This window comes from Variovorax sp. J22R115, from assembly GCF_030317005.1.
Classification (GTDB): Bacteria; Pseudomonadota; Gammaproteobacteria; order Burkholderiales; family Burkholderiaceae_C; genus Variovorax.
In genome coordinates this window covers 60,894-75,164 of sequence record NZ_JASZYM010000018.1, presented here as the reverse complement: position 1 = coordinate 75,164, position 14,271 = coordinate 60,894, and the positions used below count along the sequence as shown (strand labels likewise).

General features: G+C 67.1%; 15 protein-coding genes. 14 read left to right on the top strand and 1 reads right to left on the bottom strand.

Translation table 11 applies throughout. The features are described from left to right. The 10 genes from xrtQ (at window position 1) to QTI04_RS27600 (ending at window position 9,697) form a co-directional block, all read left to right on the top strand. Entirely contained in the window at window positions 1-933 is a 933-nt protein-coding gene (gene xrtQ / locus QTI04_RS27645) for an exosortase Q (protein WP_286618375.1), read from the top strand. After that, the gene (locus tag QTI04_RS27640) at window positions 914-1,489 is read left to right on the top strand and encodes a hypothetical protein (protein ID WP_286618372.1); all 576 of its coding nucleotides are present in this window, start codon (window positions 914-916) and stop codon (window positions 1,487-1,489) included. The genes xrtQ and QTI04_RS27640 overlap by 20 nt, the downstream gene beginning before the upstream one ends. A gap of 7 nt (window positions 1,490-1,496) precedes the next feature. Beyond that, window positions 1,497-2,777 carry a biosynthetic peptidoglycan transglycosylase gene (locus tag QTI04_RS27635; RefSeq protein WP_286618370.1) on the top strand — a complete coding sequence of 427 codons (1,281 nt, stop codon included), beginning with the start codon at window positions 1,497-1,499 and terminating at the stop codon, window positions 2,775-2,777. Between the two features lie 84 nt (window positions 2,778-2,861). Next, a complete protein-coding gene (locus tag QTI04_RS27630; protein ID WP_286600484.1) occupies window positions 2,862-3,974 on the top strand; it encodes an ABC transporter ATP-binding protein in 1,113 nt (370 codons plus the stop codon). A 76-nt stretch (window positions 3,975-4,050) separates the two neighbouring features. Beyond that, window positions 4,051-5,322: a PotD/PotF family extracellular solute-binding protein gene (locus tag QTI04_RS27625; RefSeq protein ID WP_286600483.1), complete on the top strand. Its 1,272-nt coding sequence runs from the start codon at window positions 4,051-4,053 to the stop codon at window positions 5,320-5,322. Window positions 5,323-5,446: 124 nt separating this feature from the next. Further along, entirely contained in the window at window positions 5,447-6,367 is a 921-nt protein-coding gene (locus QTI04_RS27620) for an ABC transporter permease (RefSeq protein WP_286618368.1), read from the top strand. Beyond that, the gene (locus QTI04_RS27615) at window positions 6,364-7,254 is read left to right on the top strand and encodes an ABC transporter permease (protein WP_286618365.1); all 891 of its coding nucleotides are present in this window, start codon (window positions 6,364-6,366) and stop codon (window positions 7,252-7,254) included. The genes QTI04_RS27620 and QTI04_RS27615 overlap by 4 nt, the downstream gene beginning before the upstream one ends. Beyond that, window positions 7,254-7,985, top strand: coding sequence for an aspartate/glutamate racemase family protein (locus QTI04_RS27610; protein WP_286618363.1), 732 nt, complete (start codon window positions 7,254-7,256; stop codon window positions 7,983-7,985). Before QTI04_RS27615 ends, QTI04_RS27610 begins: the two co-directional genes overlap by 1 nt. A gap of 79 nt (window positions 7,986-8,064) precedes the next feature. Beyond that, the gene (locus QTI04_RS27605; protein WP_286600479.1) at window positions 8,065-8,970 is read left to right on the top strand and encodes a pirin family protein; all 906 of its coding nucleotides are present in this window, start codon (window positions 8,065-8,067) and stop codon (window positions 8,968-8,970) included. Window positions 8,971-9,136: 166 nt separating this feature from the next. Then, the gene (locus tag QTI04_RS27600; RefSeq protein WP_286618361.1) at window positions 9,137-9,697 is read left to right on the top strand and encodes a Spy/CpxP family protein refolding chaperone; all 561 of its coding nucleotides are present in this window, start codon (window positions 9,137-9,139) and stop codon (window positions 9,695-9,697) included. Window positions 9,698-9,772: 75 nt separating this feature from the next. On the opposite strand, the gene QTI04_RS27595 is transcribed toward QTI04_RS27600, so the two are convergent. Next, window positions 9,773-10,201, bottom strand: coding sequence for a serine/threonine protein kinase (locus tag QTI04_RS27595; RefSeq protein WP_286618360.1), 429 nt, complete (start codon window positions 10,199-10,201; stop codon window positions 9,773-9,775). A 259-nt stretch (window positions 10,202-10,460) separates the two neighbouring features. Between QTI04_RS27595 and QTI04_RS27590 the strand changes: the two genes are divergently transcribed. The 4 genes from QTI04_RS27590 to QTI04_RS27575 all read left to right on the top strand — a co-directional run bounded on the left by QTI04_RS27590 (window position 10,461) and on the right by QTI04_RS27575 (window position 14,263). Then, a complete protein-coding gene (locus QTI04_RS27590; RefSeq protein WP_286600476.1) occupies window positions 10,461-11,189 on the top strand; it encodes an endonuclease/exonuclease/phosphatase family protein in 729 nt (242 codons plus the stop codon). Then, a complete protein-coding gene (gene clsB / locus QTI04_RS27585; protein ID WP_286618359.1) occupies window positions 11,186-12,433 on the top strand; it encodes a cardiolipin synthase ClsB in 1,248 nt (415 codons plus the stop codon). The genes QTI04_RS27590 and clsB overlap by 4 nt, the downstream gene beginning before the upstream one ends. Beyond that, window positions 12,433-13,434, top strand: coding sequence for a lysylphosphatidylglycerol synthase domain-containing protein (locus QTI04_RS27580; RefSeq protein WP_286618358.1), 1,002 nt, complete (start codon window positions 12,433-12,435; stop codon window positions 13,432-13,434). Before clsB ends, QTI04_RS27580 begins: the two co-directional genes overlap by 1 nt. A gap of 100 nt (window positions 13,435-13,534) precedes the next feature. Continuing rightward, window positions 13,535-14,263: a TIGR03915 family putative DNA repair protein gene (locus tag QTI04_RS27575; RefSeq protein WP_286618356.1), complete on the top strand. Its 729-nt coding sequence runs from the start codon at window positions 13,535-13,537 to the stop codon at window positions 14,261-14,263. The last annotated feature ends 8 nt before the right edge of the window (window positions 14,264-14,271 follow it).

Genomic DNA, 14,271 nt, shown 5'->3' with positions numbered 1-14,271 from the left:
ATGTCTCTTGCTCTCCTCGCACGCACGCATCCTCGGGTCATCGACTGGGGCATCCATCTCGACCGCGCGCCGGCTGCCGGATGGCTCGCGCTGCAGGCCGTCGCGCTGACGCCCGTATGGATCTGGATGGCCCAGCGCATGCGCGATGGTTCCGACGATCCGCTGGGCCTGCTTTCGCTCGCGGCGCTGGCCCTGCTCACCTGGACGCTTCGGCGCGAACTGCGCCCTGCGCCGCGCCTGGGCTGGCTGGCGCTGGCGAGCGTCGGCACGCTCGTCGCCACGATGCTGCGCACAGGCATCGGCCCGCTGCCTTCCCTGCCGCCCCTGGCAGCGAGTTTGCTGGCGGTGCTGGCCTTCGCCTGCGGGCTGCTCGCCTTTCTGCCCCGGCGCGTGGCGGCGTTCCCTGTCGTCGGCCTGGCCGTGCTCGCGCTGCCGCTGCTGTCCTCGCTGCAGTTCTATGCGGGCTATCCGCTGCGCGTGGTCACGGCGGAAGCCAGCCGGTGGCTGCTGGCACCGGGCTTCGGCGTGGCGCGCGAAGGCAGCAGCTTGTTGGTCGACGGGCAACTGGTGATCGTCGACGCGCCCTGCTCCGGCGTGCAAATGGTCTGGCTCGGCTATTTCACGGCCTGCGTCGTGGCGCACTGGACCGGACGCAACGATCGCGGCTTTTTCGCGCGCTTGCCGGCGGTCGGCCTGCTCGTGCTGACCGGAAACATCGTTCGCAACGCCGTGCTGGTCGCGCTCGAAGCCGCAGGCCATGCGCCGGCGCCATGGCTGCACGAGGCGTTCGGCCTCGTGCTGCTCGCCTTGGTGTGCGGCGGCATCGCGCGGGTCATGGCCCATGACCCCCGTTCCCGGCAAGGCGCGGAACGCGCCGCCACCCCGGGCCTGATCACTTCCGCAGGAGGCCGCCGTGTCGATACCGCTCTTTGACTGCTGGCTCGCCAACCGCTTCATCAATCGCATTGCGCACAAGACGGCCTTCGCCTTGGTCATGCTGCTGTGCGTGCTCTGGTCGGCGGCCTTCGCGTTGCATCGGCCGCCGCCCCCCGCCGCCGTCGCCGCCGTCTTCGAGGAATGGCCGAGCGAGTGGGACGGCGTGCCGCTGCGCCCCCTGGCTCTCAGCGAAGTCGAGCAGCGTTTCGCGCAGCAATTTCCCGGCGCCATCGCGCGCCTGACCGACGGCGAGCAGATGCTGGTGCTGCGCCAGGTCCACACGTCGACCCGCATGCTTCATCCGGCCGCCGATTGCTACCGCGCGCTCGGCTACGGCATCGCCCAGGCGCGGCTGGAGCGCGATGTGCATGCCCGCCTGTGGCGCTGTTTCACAGCCGAACGCCACGGCGCACAAAAAATGCGCATCTGCGAGCGCATCGTCGATGCCCAGGGGGACGCTTTCACCGACACTTCAGCCTGGTACTGGGCGGCGGCCAGTGGGCGGTCGCACGGACCGTGGCAAGCTGTGACCCTGGCGAGACGGATCGAGTGAGAGAGATTTGTTAAAAAAAGCGCTGCTTTACCTGCTTTTCGCAATCCTGGCCCTGGTGCTGACGGCGGGCGTCGCCGCGTACCTGATCGTCAAGGTGGCTCTGGCCCCCGGTCCTGACGAGTGGTCCGCCCGGGTCAAGGTCGGCCCCGTCTCCATCGACGTCGGCGTGCCGACCGCGATCCGGCTGATCACCTCCTCGTGGTTCGCCCCCTGGGTGGCGGGCCGCACCGTCAACACCGACTTCGGTCCGGTTCTCTTGGGCTGGAACGATCCGACCAGCACCCTCGAGCTCCAATGCGCGCCGTGCAGCGCCACGGTGCCGGCACTCGGCGAGGCGCCCATCCGGCTCGAACGCCTGCGTGCCACGGTGCGCCGCGATGGCGGCGCGCTGGGCGGCACCCTCGAGGCCTCCCCGCCCGGGACCGCGCCGGCGGCCACGGACGGCGCCAGCGACGGCATGCTGCGCGCCTACTGGGACGGCCGCCTCACGCAGAAGGCCCTGCAGCTCAACATCAACGTGCCGGACGTGCCCATCGCCCGCTGGTACGCCGTGCTGGCTCCCGGCCTCCCCGAACTGCAGCGCGGCCGCATCGGCGGCACTTTCGGGCTGCGTGCTCATGTCTTGCTGCCCGCGCGCACCTTCTCGCTGCAACCCCGAATCTCGCAGTTCACCGTCGAAGGGCTGGGCACCGAGACCATGATCAATGCGCGCACCAGTTGCGGCGCACCAAGCCGGCTCACGAACGAAAGCTGGCTCGCCCGCTCGGTCATCGCAGCGGAAGACCAGCGCTTCTTCACGCACCCGGGCTACGACATTGCCGAACTGATGCCCTCGCTCGAGAGCAACCAGAAGGCCGCGCAGGTAGAGCGCGGCGCCAGCACGCTCACCCAGCAGCTCGCCAAGCTGCTCGTGACCGGCGGCGAACGCAGCACCGACCGCAAGCTGCGCGAACTGCTCTACGCGGTCGAGATGGAACAGACGCTGGGCAAGGCCCGCATCCTCCAGCTCTATCTGGACAACGCGCCCTGGGGCCGCGACCTGTGCGGCGCCGAAGCCGCCGCCCGCCGCTACTTCAAGCGCAGCGCCCGCAATCTCGAACCGGCTCAGGCCGTCTGGCTCGCCGCCATGCTGCACAACCCCGCCGTCTCGGTCGAAAAATGGCAGCGCGACGGCAACATCGATGCAGCCCGCGCCAAGACGGTCGCGGAAGGCGTGCGCGGCATCACCAAGCCGCAGCGCGACGCGCTGCTCCGCAACGTCGCGACCGCGCACTTCACCCCACCCTGAAGCCGCCCGGCTGCACCAAATCGGCGCACATGCCGCCGGGCAGCCCCCGGGATCGCTGGCACATGTCTTGCACCAGCAGCATCAATGGATGCTGTCACCGCCCCTCCGCCCGCAGCCGTTGAAATCGTCGCACTGAGCAAGTGCTACGCCGCCGGTGCGCCGCCAGCCGTCGATCAGATCGACCTGCGCATCGCAAGCGGGAGCTATTGCTGCCTGCTCGGCCCCTCGGGCTGCGGCAAGAGCACGACGCTGCGCATGGTCGCGGGGCACGAATCGGTGTCGGGCGGGGACATCCTGCTCGACAACCGCAACATCACCAACCTGCCGGCCGCATCCCGCGGCACGGCGATGATGTTCCAGAGCTTCGCGCTCTTTCCGCACCTGTCTGCGCTCGACAACGTCGCATTCAGCCTCAAGATGAAGGGCGTCTCGAAGAGCGAGCGCCACCGGCGCGCGAAGAACCTGCTCGACCGCGTGGCCATGGGGCACCTGGCCGAACGCAAGCCCGGCGAACTCTCCGGCGGCCAGCAACAGCGCGTGGCGCTCGCCCGCGCACTCATCACCGAACCGCGCGTGCTGCTGCTCGACGAGCCGCTTTCCGCGCTCGACCCCTTCCTGCGCATCCAGATGCGTGCCGAACTGCGCCGCTGGCAGAAGGAACTGGGCCTGACCTTCATCCACGTCACGCACTCGCAGGAGGAGGCGATGGCGCTGGCCGACACGATGGTGGTGATGAACCACGGGCTGATCGAGCAGATCGGCTCGCCCCACGAGGTCTACAACCACCCCTCCAGCGAGTTTGTCGCACGCTTCATGGGCGGGCACAACGTGTTCGCCCTGCACGACGGCCTGGTCGCCGTGCGCAACGACCACGTACAGATCGTCCCGGCCATCGGCGCGCTCGGCGAGGTCGGCCTCCCCGCCCACGTGACCGACGTCGAGTACCAGGGCACCTACGTGCTGCTGGGCCTGCGGCTCACTGGCGAGCGGCCGGAACGCAGCGGCGTCTCCGTGCTGCTGTCCGAAAAGTCCTTCGTCTCGCGCAGCTACGAAGTCGGCGAAAGCGTGCGCCTGACCTGGACCGAAGCCGACGCCCGCAGGCTCGGACCCGGCGCCCGGCGGCCGCATGGCACTGCCAACGGAACGCCGCCCCCGCGCCACGAGCCGCTGGCGGCACTGGCCGCGATGGCGTCCTGACCTGCGCTGCGTGCCCTGTCCTTTCGGCTTTTTCCCTCCATCCCTTTCTTCATCACTGCCTTCCAGGAGACCTGCCATGTCCAAAAAAACCGAACCGTCCCCCACCGGCGTGCAGCGCCGAACGCTGCTGCAGGGCACGGCGGGCATCCTGGCGACTGGCATGTTCCCCGCCATCCATGCGCAGGAAAAGATCGTCCTGCGTTACCTCGGCACCGCGGTCAACCAGGACAAGGCAATCGCCGAGAAGTTCAAGGCCGACACCGGCATCGAGATCCAGTACGTTGCGGTGACCACCGACGACGTGACCAAGCGGGCGGTCACCGCGCCCAACAGCTTCGACCTCATCGACACCGAGTACTTCTCGCTCAAGAAGATCGTGCCGACTGGCAACCTGAAGGGCATCGACACCAAGCGCGTGAAGAACGCCGACAAGATCACCACGCTCTTCACCAAGGGCGAAGTCGCCGGCAAGAAGGTGGGCGACCAGGGCACCGCGCCGATCAAGGTGATCTTTCTGGAAGGCGAGAAGAGCAAGGCCTTCGCGAAGTCGCCGACGCAGTTCATGTCGCTGATCCCGACCACCTACAACGCCGACACGCTGGGCATCCGGCCCGACCTCATCAAGCGCCCCATCGGCTCGTGGGCCGAGCTGCTGAACCCGGAGTTCAAGGGCAAGGCCGCGATCCTGAACATTCCGTCGATCGGCATCATGGACGCGGCCATGGTGGTGGAGTCCAAGGGCATCCACAAGTACGCCGACAAGGGCAACATGACCAAGGCGGAGATCGACCTCACGATCAAGACGCTGATCGAAGCCAAGAAGGCCGGCCAGTTCCGCGCGCTGTGGAAGGACTTCAACGAGTCCGTCAACCTGATGTCCTCGGGCGAAGTGGTGATCCAGTCGATGTGGTCGCCGGCCGTGACGGCCGTTCGCAGCAAGGGCATCGCGTGCACCTTCCAGCCGCTGAAGGAAGGCTACCGCGCATGGGCCTCCGGCTTCGGCCTGCCGGCCACCCTGTCGGGCAAGAAGCTCGATGGCGCCTATGAGTTCATCAACTGGTTCCTCGACGGCTGGGCCGGCGCGTACCTCAATCGCCAGGGCTACTACAGCGCCGTGCTGGAAACCGCCAAGGCCAAGATGGAGCCCTACGAGTGGGCCTATTGGATGGAAGGCAAGCCCGCCACGCAGGACATCAAGAGCCCGCAAGGCGACGTGATCGCCAAGGCCGGTGCGGTGCGCGACGGCGGCAGCTATGAAGAGCGCATGGGCGGGATCGCCTGCTGGAACGCCGTCATGGACGAGAACGAATACATGGTGCGGAAGTGGAACGAGTTCGTCGCCGCTTGATGAAGCTCCCCCCCAAGCTGCGCGCACTTCGTGTCGCTTCGCCAACCCCCTGCCGGGGGCAACACCGGCAGCCCGGCAAAGCCGGCTCTGCGGTGTTCCTGGATCGACCATTGCTTCGCTTTCCATGAGTTCACAGGTCGCCGGCTTGCCCGTTGCCACGCCGCAGCCCACCCGCACACTCGGCGCGTGGTGGCAGGCGACGCCGTTCGCGCTGGTGTTCCTGCTGTTCTTCCTGATCCCGCTGGCGCTGATCGCGATGGTCAGCTTGTGGAACTTCAACGAGTACGAACTCATCCCCGCGCTCTCGCCGCGCAACTATCTGAGCATCTTCGAAGGCTGCTCTCACCTCACCGACAACGGCGACTTCTGCGTCACGCTGTCGACCTATCTCAGCACGCTCAAGTTCTGCCTGCTGGTCTGGGCCATCACGCTCGTGGTCGGCTTCGCGGTGGCCTACTTCCTGGCGTTCCACGTGCGCTCGCCGGGCATCCAGACGCTGCTCTTTGTGCTGTGCACCGTGCCCTTCTGGACCTCGAACGTGATCCGCATGATCTCGTGGGTGCCGCTGCTCGGACGCAACGGCCTCGTGAACCAGGGCCTGATGGGCATGGGCCTGATCGACACGCCGATCGAGTGGCTGCTGTTCTCCGACTTCTCGGTGGTGCTCGCCTTCGTGCACCTGTACACGATGTTCATGATCGTGCCGATCTTCAACTCGATGATGCGCATCGACCGCTCCCTGCTCGAAGCCGCGAGCGACTCCGGCGCATCGGGCTGGCAGACGCTGTGGAACGTGATCGTGCCGCTGTCGCGCACCGGCATCCTGATCGGCTCGATCTTCGTCATCACCATCGTCATGGGCGACTTCGTCACCATCGGCGTGATGGGCGGCCAGCAGATCGCCTCCATCGGCAAGATCATCCAGGTGCAGACCTCGTACCTGCAGTTCCCGCTCGCCGCGGCGAACGCGATGATCCTGCTGGCCGTGGTGCTGATGATCATCTGGGGACTGACCCGGCTGGTGGATATCCGGAAGGAACTATGAGCAACCGGATCGGTGAACAGCGCTCCGCAGGCTTCTGGCCGCTGGCCATCGTCTTCTCGCTCTTCGTGCTCTTCCTCTACGGGCCCATGATCACGATCTTCGTGCTCAGCTTCCAGGGGCCGGAGGGCGGGCTGACCTTTCCGCTGCGCGGCGTCTCGCTGCACTGGTTCCACAAGCTCGCCGAAGGGCTGGGCACGGTCGACATCGGCGCGGCTTTCCGCCGCTCGCTGATGCTGGGTGCGGTGGTGATGCTCTTCACCGTGGTGCTGTCGGTGCTCGCGGGCCTCGCCTTCCGCAAGCGGCTCAAGGGTGGCAACGCCTTGTTCTTCATCACGGTGGCGAGCCTGATCATGCCGTCGATCATCGTGTCGCTCGGCATCGGACTGCAGTTCCGCCTGCTCGACGGCGGCATCAAGAGCGCCCTGGTAGCGATGGACGCCACCAGCACGCTAGAGAACTACGGCACCGCGCTCGGCCTCCTCACCTCCGCGCTGGGCGCCCATCTGACGTGGACGCTGCCCTTCGGGCTGCTCATCATGTTCGCGGTGTTCAACCGCTTCAACCCGGCCTACGAAGAGGCCGCACGCGATCTCGGCGCGACGCCGTGGCAGAGCTTCTGCCACGTGGTGCTGCCGTTGATCGGACCCTCCATCGTCGGTATCGGCATGTTCGGCTTCACGCTGAGCTGGGACGAAATCGCACGCACTTCGCAAGCCATCGGCGACGTCAACACCCTGCCGCTCGAACTCCAGGGCCTGACATCGACCGTGACCACGCCATCCATCTACGCCCTCGGCACGGTGACCACCGTCGTGTCCTTCGCCGTGATGGCCCTCGCGCTCGGTTCCGCGGCCCTGTTGCGCAGGCGGTCCACGCGCGGACGCTGATGGCTTGCCTGCTCGTCATCAACCCCAACACCTCGGCTTCGGTCAGCGAGTTGCTGCAACGCCATTTGCAGGCGCGAGCCGGTGATGCGCTGCAGGTGAAAGCCGTCACTGCGCGTTTCGGGGCACCGTACATCGCCTGCGAAGCCAGCTACGCGGTGGCGCAGCACGCGACGCTCGATGCCTGGGCCGCGGCGCGCGCGCACGGCGAGCGGCCCGATGCCGTGCTGATCGGCTGCTTCGGAGATCCGGGCCTCTTCGCGCTGCGCGCCGGCGCGGGCGTGCCGGTCACCGGATTGGCGGAGGCGGCATTCCTGTCCGCGGCGAAGCGGGGCCGCTTCGCCATCGTGACGGGCGGCGAACCCTGGCGGCCGATGCTCGAAAGGCTGGCATGGTCGCTGGGTTACTCGGCATCGCTCGCCGGCATTCATACCGTGGCCCCGACCGGCGCGCAGCTCGCCGCCGACCCGCAGGGCGCCCGCGCGCTGCTGGCCGAAGCCTGCCGCGAGGCCGCCCTGCGCTTCGATGCGCAGGCCGTCATCCTTGGTGGGGCGGGGCTCGCCGGCATGGCGGCCGACATCGCCGACAAGGTGCCGGTACCGCTCATCGACAGCGTGAGCGCAGGCGCCCAGTGGGCCGTCGATGCGATCCGGTCCGCGACGCCGCAGCCATCGAGCCGCGCCTTCGGCGTGGCTTGGCAGAACGTCTCCTGGGAACTCGAATCGCTGGGCTGAACACGCGCCCGTCGCCCAGCCACAGATCCGGCGTCCCCACCGACAGCGCGGTCGTCACCATCGTGCCACCATGCCGCGCATGACCACCCCACGCCATGCTCACCATGCGCACGCCGTCCAGCCGGTGACGCTCGCCCAGCCCCGCGGCATCGACCAGATCGTCGCCGGCGTCTCCACCAGCGACGGCGACGGCGTCAAGCTCACGCGCGTGCTGCACCAGACGCTCCAGCAGCGGCTCGACCCGTACCTGATGCTCGACGCCTTCGGCAGCGACAACCCTGGTGACTACATCGGCGGCTTTCCGAGCCATCCACACCGCGGCTTCGAAACGGTCACCTACATGATTTCGGGGCGCATGCGCCATCGCGACAGCGAGGGACACGAAGGACTGCTCTCCAACGGCGGTGTGCAATGGATGACGGCCGGCCGGGGGTTGATCCACAGCGAACTGCCCGAGCAGGAAGAAGGCTTGATGGAAGGCTTCCAGCTCTGGCTCAACCTGCCGGCCAGGGACAAGCTGCGCGACCCCTGGTATCGCGACATCCAGAGCGAGGAGATCCCCGAATTCACCACGCCGGCGGGCGTGCAGGTGCGCCTGATCGCCGGCGAGAGCCACGGCATCAAGGGCGCCATGCAGCGCGAGCACACCGAGCCGCTCTACCTCGACATCACGATGCCGCCCGGCGCCGAGTTCTCGCAGCCGCTGCCGGACACGCACAACGCACTGCTCTACGTGTTCCGCGAATCGCTCTACGTCGGAAGCAGCGAGATCCCGACCAAGCGCATGGCGATCCTCGGCAACGAAGCCGGCAGGGACGGGGTCGTGCTGCATGCGCCCGCTTCGAATCACAGCCCGGCGCGGGCACTGCTGATTGCGGGGAAGCCGCTCCGCGAGCCCATCGCACAGTACGGCCCCTTCGTCATGAACACGCGCGAGCAGGTGATGCAAGCCATGCAGGACTTCCAGAGCGGCAAGCTCGGTTGAGCCCGCGCGAGGTGTTCGACACGCAAGAATCCGTCGCTCGCACGGCTGCGTACATTTTTCTTTACGCGCGCTAACTCCCGCCTCACGGTCGAGATACATCGCGCGACCACACTTCCCTTCACCTGCTGCCCATCGGCGGCGGGCTTCTTCGAAAGGAAGCACTCTCATGATCACGTCTCGCAAAAGCCTTCTCTGGGCAGGTCTCCTGGCCTCCGCCGCCTTCGCCTCGGCTGGCGCCTTCGCGCAGCAGGCTCCGCAGTTTGCACCCGCATCGCCCGCGACGACCCAGGCCCAGCCTGGCGCCCAGCCCCCAGCGAAGCACCAGCATGCCCGCGAGGACCGCGCGCAACGCTTCGAACGCATGAAGCAGCATCGTGCGGAACGCCTCTCGGCGCTGAAGGAAAAGCTCAAGTTGACACCGGCGCAGGAAGGCGCATGGAGCACCTTCGCGACGGCCCAGCAACCGCCCGCTCGCTCCCCTGAGCAGGCCCGAACGGACCGCGCAGAGTTCGCCAAGCTCACCACGCCGCAACGCCTGGACCGCATGCAGGCCCGCCAGGCCGAACGCAGCGCGATGTTCACCCAGCGCGCCGACGCCACGCGCAGCTTCTATGCCGCGCTCACGCCGGAGCAGCAGAAGACCTTCGACGCCGAGTCGATGGCACGCTTTGGTCGCGGGGAGCACGGCGGCCAGCACCGCCACCCGGCCCCGCCAGCCAAGAGCTGATTCGCCGGCCATCGAAAAAGGCCCGCAGCGCCCAGGCGCTGCGGGCCTTTTTTCATGACGATCGGAAATGGGGGCTTATTGCGGCGTCCCGGTCTTGTCCTTCGGGTTGGTCGGCACTTCCGGCCGCTCACCCTTCTCGCCGAAACGGGGCTTGACCTTGCGGCCCGTCTGGCTCACTTCGCTGCGCGACATTTCGCCGGTGGGCTGCGGCATGGCGTTCGGCTGGTGATTCACCGTCGTGGTCGCCTCGCCCTTGGGCACAGGGTTGTTGGCATTGTTGCGGTTGTGCACGCGGGCCTCGGACTTCACCGCGTCGCGCGAGGCGGGATTGGTGCCGTCAGGCCGCTGGGTCGGGTTGCCCACGCCGGCCGGCGTCTTGGTGCTCGCCTGTCCGGCCACGGCCGGATCCGGCTGCGCGGGCATCGAGGTGGTCTGGGCCGAGGCCATGCCCGCCACGCCCATCAGGCCGGCGAGCACGGTGGTTGCTAGAAGTCTTTGCTTCATGATGATGGCTCCTTGTTGGTTTCAAACGGAATGCGAGCCCATTTCCTTCAAGCTCTGAGTTCACCGTAGGAGCCTCTGCTGTCGCGCCATGTGGGGATGGGGGAGCCATCCCTGTAGGAACCGGCCGCCGTGCCGCGCAGGCGAGCGAAGAAGGTGGTGCGTCCTACACCTGCGGCGCATCCCTCGGCTTACAACCTCATCTGTGAAGCCTTCCACCCATTCAGCCGCCGTGATAGCCCCGCCGACGTCGCTCAAGGTGATGACCGTGAACACCCACAAGGGCTTCACGGCGCTGAACCGCAAGTTCATCCTCCCCGAGTTGCGGGAAGCGGTGCGCACGGTGGGTGCGGATGTCGTTTTCCTGCAGGAAGTGCTGGGAACCCATTCGCGCCATTCGCGCAAGGTCGACAACTGGCCCGAGGCTCCGCACTACGAATTCCTGGCCGACACGATGTGGCCCCAGTTCGCCTACGGCCGCAATGCGGTGTATCCGAAGGGGCATCACGGGAATGCGGTGCTGTCGAAGTTTCCGATCGTTCATTACAAGAACCATGACGTGTCCATCACCGGTCCGGAAAAGCGGGGGATGCTGCATTGCGTGCTGCGCCTGCCTGCGAGGCCAGTCGACGTCCACGTGATCTGCGCGCACCTGGGCCTGTCGGAAGTGCACCGGCTGCAGCAACTCGAACTGCTCTGTCACATCGTGCGCGACGAAGTGCCTGGCGACGCCCCGCTGGTCGTGGCGGGTGACTTCAACGACTGGCGCGGCCGCGCGCATGACATCCTGGAACAAGGCGCCGCGCTGCGAGAAGTCTTCGTGCATGCCAACGGCCGCGCGGCCCGGACCTTTCCGGCGCGCTTCCCACTCTTGCCGTTGGACCGCATCTATGTGCGCAACGCGAGCGTCCATGCGCCGGTGGTGTTGCCACGCCGCCCCTGGTCGCACCTGTCGGACCACGCGCCGCTGGTGGCGGAGATCGAGCTATGAGCATCTCTGAAATACCCAACGGCCACCAGCGATGGATCGGCGGCAACCGAATCGATCTGCTGGAGAACGGCGAGGAGTTCTTCCCGCGCGTGTTCGAGGCCATTCGCGAGGCACGGCGCGAGGTGGTCATCGAGACCTTCATCCTCTTCGAGGACAAGGTCGGCACCCAGCTCCACGAGGCCATGCGCGCAGCAGCACAGCGGGGCGTGAAAGTCGACCTGATGATCGACGGCTTCGGGTCGCCCGACCTGTCGCCGGCGTTCATCAGCGGGCTGACCTCGGCCGGGGTCAAGGTACGCGTCTTCGATCCGGGCGAGCGCCTCTTCGGCCAGAGGCTCAATGCCTTCCGCCGCATGCACCGCAAGATCGTGGTGATCGACGGCTCGCTCGCCTTCGTCGGCGGCATCAACTACTCGGCCGACCATCTGATGGACTTCGGCCCCAAGGCCAAGCAGGACTACGCCGTGGAGCTTGCCGGACCCATCGTCTCGGAAATCCATCGCTTCGTGCTGCATGCCATCGCGGTCGGCGGCAAGGGGCCTGGCTGGTTCCGGCGCCGCCTGAAGGCCACGCACGAACACAACGGACCCGCGGGTGAGGCCGAGGCTCAGTTCGTGACGCGCGACAACCGCCGGCACACCAACGACATCGAGCGCCACTACCGCGCCGCCATCCGCAGCGCGCGGCGGCGCATCGTCATCGCCAATGCGTACTTCTTCCCCGGCTACCGGCTGATCAAGGAGATGCGGCGCGCGGCGCGACGCGGGGTCGACGTGCGGCTGATCCTGCAAGGCGAGCCCGACATGCCGATCGTGAAGGTGGCGGCCAGCATGCTGTACCACCACCTGCTGCATGCCGGCGTGCGCATCTACGAGTACTGCGAACGGCCGCTGCACGGCAAGGTCGCGCTGGTTGACGAACAGTGGAGCACCGTCGGATCGAGCAACCTGGACCCGCTGAGCCTGTCCTTGAACCTCGAGGCGAACGTGATCGTGCGCGACAAGGCCTTCACGCAGGTGCTGTGGGAGCGGCTCGATCACCTGATGCAACACAGCTGCAAGCAGGTGGAGACCTCCGATCTGACCGAATGGAGCGGCTGGCGGCTGGTGCGCAGCTTTTTCATCTTCCACCTGATGCGCTGGTATCCGGCGTGGGCGGGCTGGCTGCCGCGCCACGCGCCGCGCCTGAAGCCACTGGATGCGCCCGAGGCGCGCGGCGGCGCGACCCAGACGGACGCGGCCTGATGGCCGGCAGCAGGGGTTCCGCCATGGGCGCCGTCGAGCCGCCATCCCGTCCGGCGAACGCCTGGTGGCCATGGCTGAAGCGCATCGCGGCATGGCTTTTCTTCGCGATCGTCATCTTCCTGATCGTGCGGCAGGCTCGAACCATCGATTGGAGCGACGTGCTCGATTCGGTGCGGGCGATTCCCCTGCCGATGCTGCTGGCCGCCCTCCTCCTTGCCATCGGCAGCCATGCGCTGTACAGCACCTACGACCTGCTCGGCCGCCGCATGACGGGGCACAAGCTCGCGACAGGAACTGTGATGGGCGTCACCTTCATCAGCTACGCCTTCAATCTCAACCTGGGCTCGCTGGTCGGCGGCGTCGCTTTCCGCTACCGGCTCTATTCGCGGCTGGGACTCGACAACAACACCATCACGCGCGTGCTCGGCTTCAGCATGCTGACCAACTGGTTCGGCTACTTCGTCGTCGCGGGCGCGGCTTTCTGCTTCTGGCCCATGGGCCTGCCGCCCGACTGGAAGATCGATGGCGGCGGCCTGCGCCTCCTCGGCGCGGCCCTGTTGCTGGTGGGGGTCGCGTACCTCGCCCTTTGCGCGATCGCGCGCGAGCACACCTGGCGCATCCGCAACCAGGAACTGGACACGCCGCCGCTGCGCATCGCGTTGCTTCAGCTCGCGATGTCCTGCGGCAACTGGTGCCTGATCGGTGGGGTGATCTGGTTCCTCCTGCAGCAACAACTGGCCTACCCCACGGTGCTCGCAGTCTTCCTGGTCGCCGCCGTGGCCGGCGTCATCACGCACGTGCCGGGCGGGCTCGGCGTGCTCGAAGCGGTGTTCATCGCGCTGCTGTCGCACCGCGTGCCCCAGGAGAAGCTGCTCGGTGCGCTGCTTGCCTACCGCGCCATCTACTACCTGCTACCGCTCATCGTCGCGAGCCTCTTCTACGTGGTGACAGAGCTGCGTGCCAAGCGGCTGCGCAAGACGGCTCCAGCTCCCCAGGCCTGACGCTGCGTGCTGTCGGATAAGGTCGCGCCAGCGCCGGCCTCCTCCTTTATCGCCTGAAGGCCTACAGGCCGCACAAGGGCGGCGACCTAAGTTAGTGCTCATGTCGCAGCACACCGTCACCCTCTCGGGCGAGATCGACTTGCCAGGCTTTCGCCGTGAAGCCCGCGCATTGCTCGCAGGCCTGGTGCCGCCCGAGGACACGCAGTGGCACGCGGCCGCCGGTGCCGACTGGATGACGAAAAGCGCCATCACGGCCTTGACCGATGCGCGCGACACGCATGCCGCCACGAATCTTTTCCTGCCCCGCTCCTTCCTGTCGCTGTGCGACACGGTCATCCTTCATAACGATCCGACACGCTTCGTGCTGCTCTACCGGCTGTTGTGGCGCCTCGTGCATGAACCGGACCTGCGTCGCAACCCGCTCGACTCCGACCGCATGCGCGCCCTGCACATGGCCCAGGCCGTGCGCCGCGACATCCAGAAGATGAAATCACTGATCCGCTTCAAGGCCATGGATGAAGGCGCTGGCGCCGAGCCATTGCACATCGCCTGGTTCAAGCCGGATCACCACATTGCCGAGGCGGTCGCGCCCTTCTTTGCGCGCCGCCTCGCGCATCTGCGATGGGCCATCCTCACGCCGGAACGCAGCGTGCGCTGGAATGGCGAAGCCCTCGAGTTCGGCCTGGGCATTCGGCACCAGGAGATGGCGCGGGATGCGATCGACGGGGATGCCCTGCTCGCGCGCTATCGCCAGGCCTTCAACCCCGCGCGACCTCAGTGCATGGCGCGGCCGCAAGCCCAGCGGCCTTCCGATGCACGCAGCCAGTGATCGAATCC

What these genes read in the sequence shown, in the direction of transcription:
- xrtQ (WP_286618375.1), top strand. Translation starts at nt 1, where the DNA reads ATGTCTCTTGCTCTCCTCGCACGCACGCATCCTCGGGTCATCGACTGG.
- QTI04_RS27630 (WP_286600484.1), top strand. Translation starts at nt 2,862, where the DNA reads ATGGATGCTGTCACCGCCCCTCCGCCCGCAGCCGTTGAAATCGTCGCA.
- QTI04_RS27625 (WP_286600483.1), top strand. Translation starts at nt 4,051, where the DNA reads ATGTCCAAAAAAACCGAACCGTCCCCCACCGGCGTGCAGCGCCGAACG.
- QTI04_RS27620 (WP_286618368.1), top strand. Translation starts at nt 5,447, where the DNA reads ATGAGTTCACAGGTCGCCGGCTTGCCCGTTGCCACGCCGCAGCCCACC.
- QTI04_RS27615 (WP_286618365.1), top strand. Translation starts at nt 6,364, where the DNA reads ATGAGCAACCGGATCGGTGAACAGCGCTCCGCAGGCTTCTGGCCGCTG.
- QTI04_RS27610 (WP_286618363.1), top strand. Translation starts at nt 7,254, where the DNA reads ATGGCTTGCCTGCTCGTCATCAACCCCAACACCTCGGCTTCGGTCAGC.
- QTI04_RS27605 (WP_286600479.1), top strand. Translation starts at nt 8,065, where the DNA reads ATGACCACCCCACGCCATGCTCACCATGCGCACGCCGTCCAGCCGGTG.
- QTI04_RS27600 (WP_286618361.1), top strand. Translation starts at nt 9,137, where the DNA reads ATGATCACGTCTCGCAAAAGCCTTCTCTGGGCAGGTCTCCTGGCCTCC.
- QTI04_RS27595 (WP_286618360.1), bottom strand. Translation starts at nt 10,201, where the DNA reads ATGAAGCAAAGACTTCTAGCAACCACCGTGCTCGCCGGCCTGATGGGC.
- QTI04_RS27590 (WP_286600476.1), top strand. Translation starts at nt 10,461, where the DNA reads ATGACCGTGAACACCCACAAGGGCTTCACGGCGCTGAACCGCAAGTTC.
- clsB (WP_286618359.1), top strand. Translation starts at nt 11,186, where the DNA reads ATGAGCATCTCTGAAATACCCAACGGCCACCAGCGATGGATCGGCGGC.
- QTI04_RS27580 (WP_286618358.1), top strand. Translation starts at nt 12,433, where the DNA reads ATGGCCGGCAGCAGGGGTTCCGCCATGGGCGCCGTCGAGCCGCCATCC.
- QTI04_RS27575 (WP_286618356.1), top strand. Translation starts at nt 13,535, where the DNA reads ATGTCGCAGCACACCGTCACCCTCTCGGGCGAGATCGACTTGCCAGGC.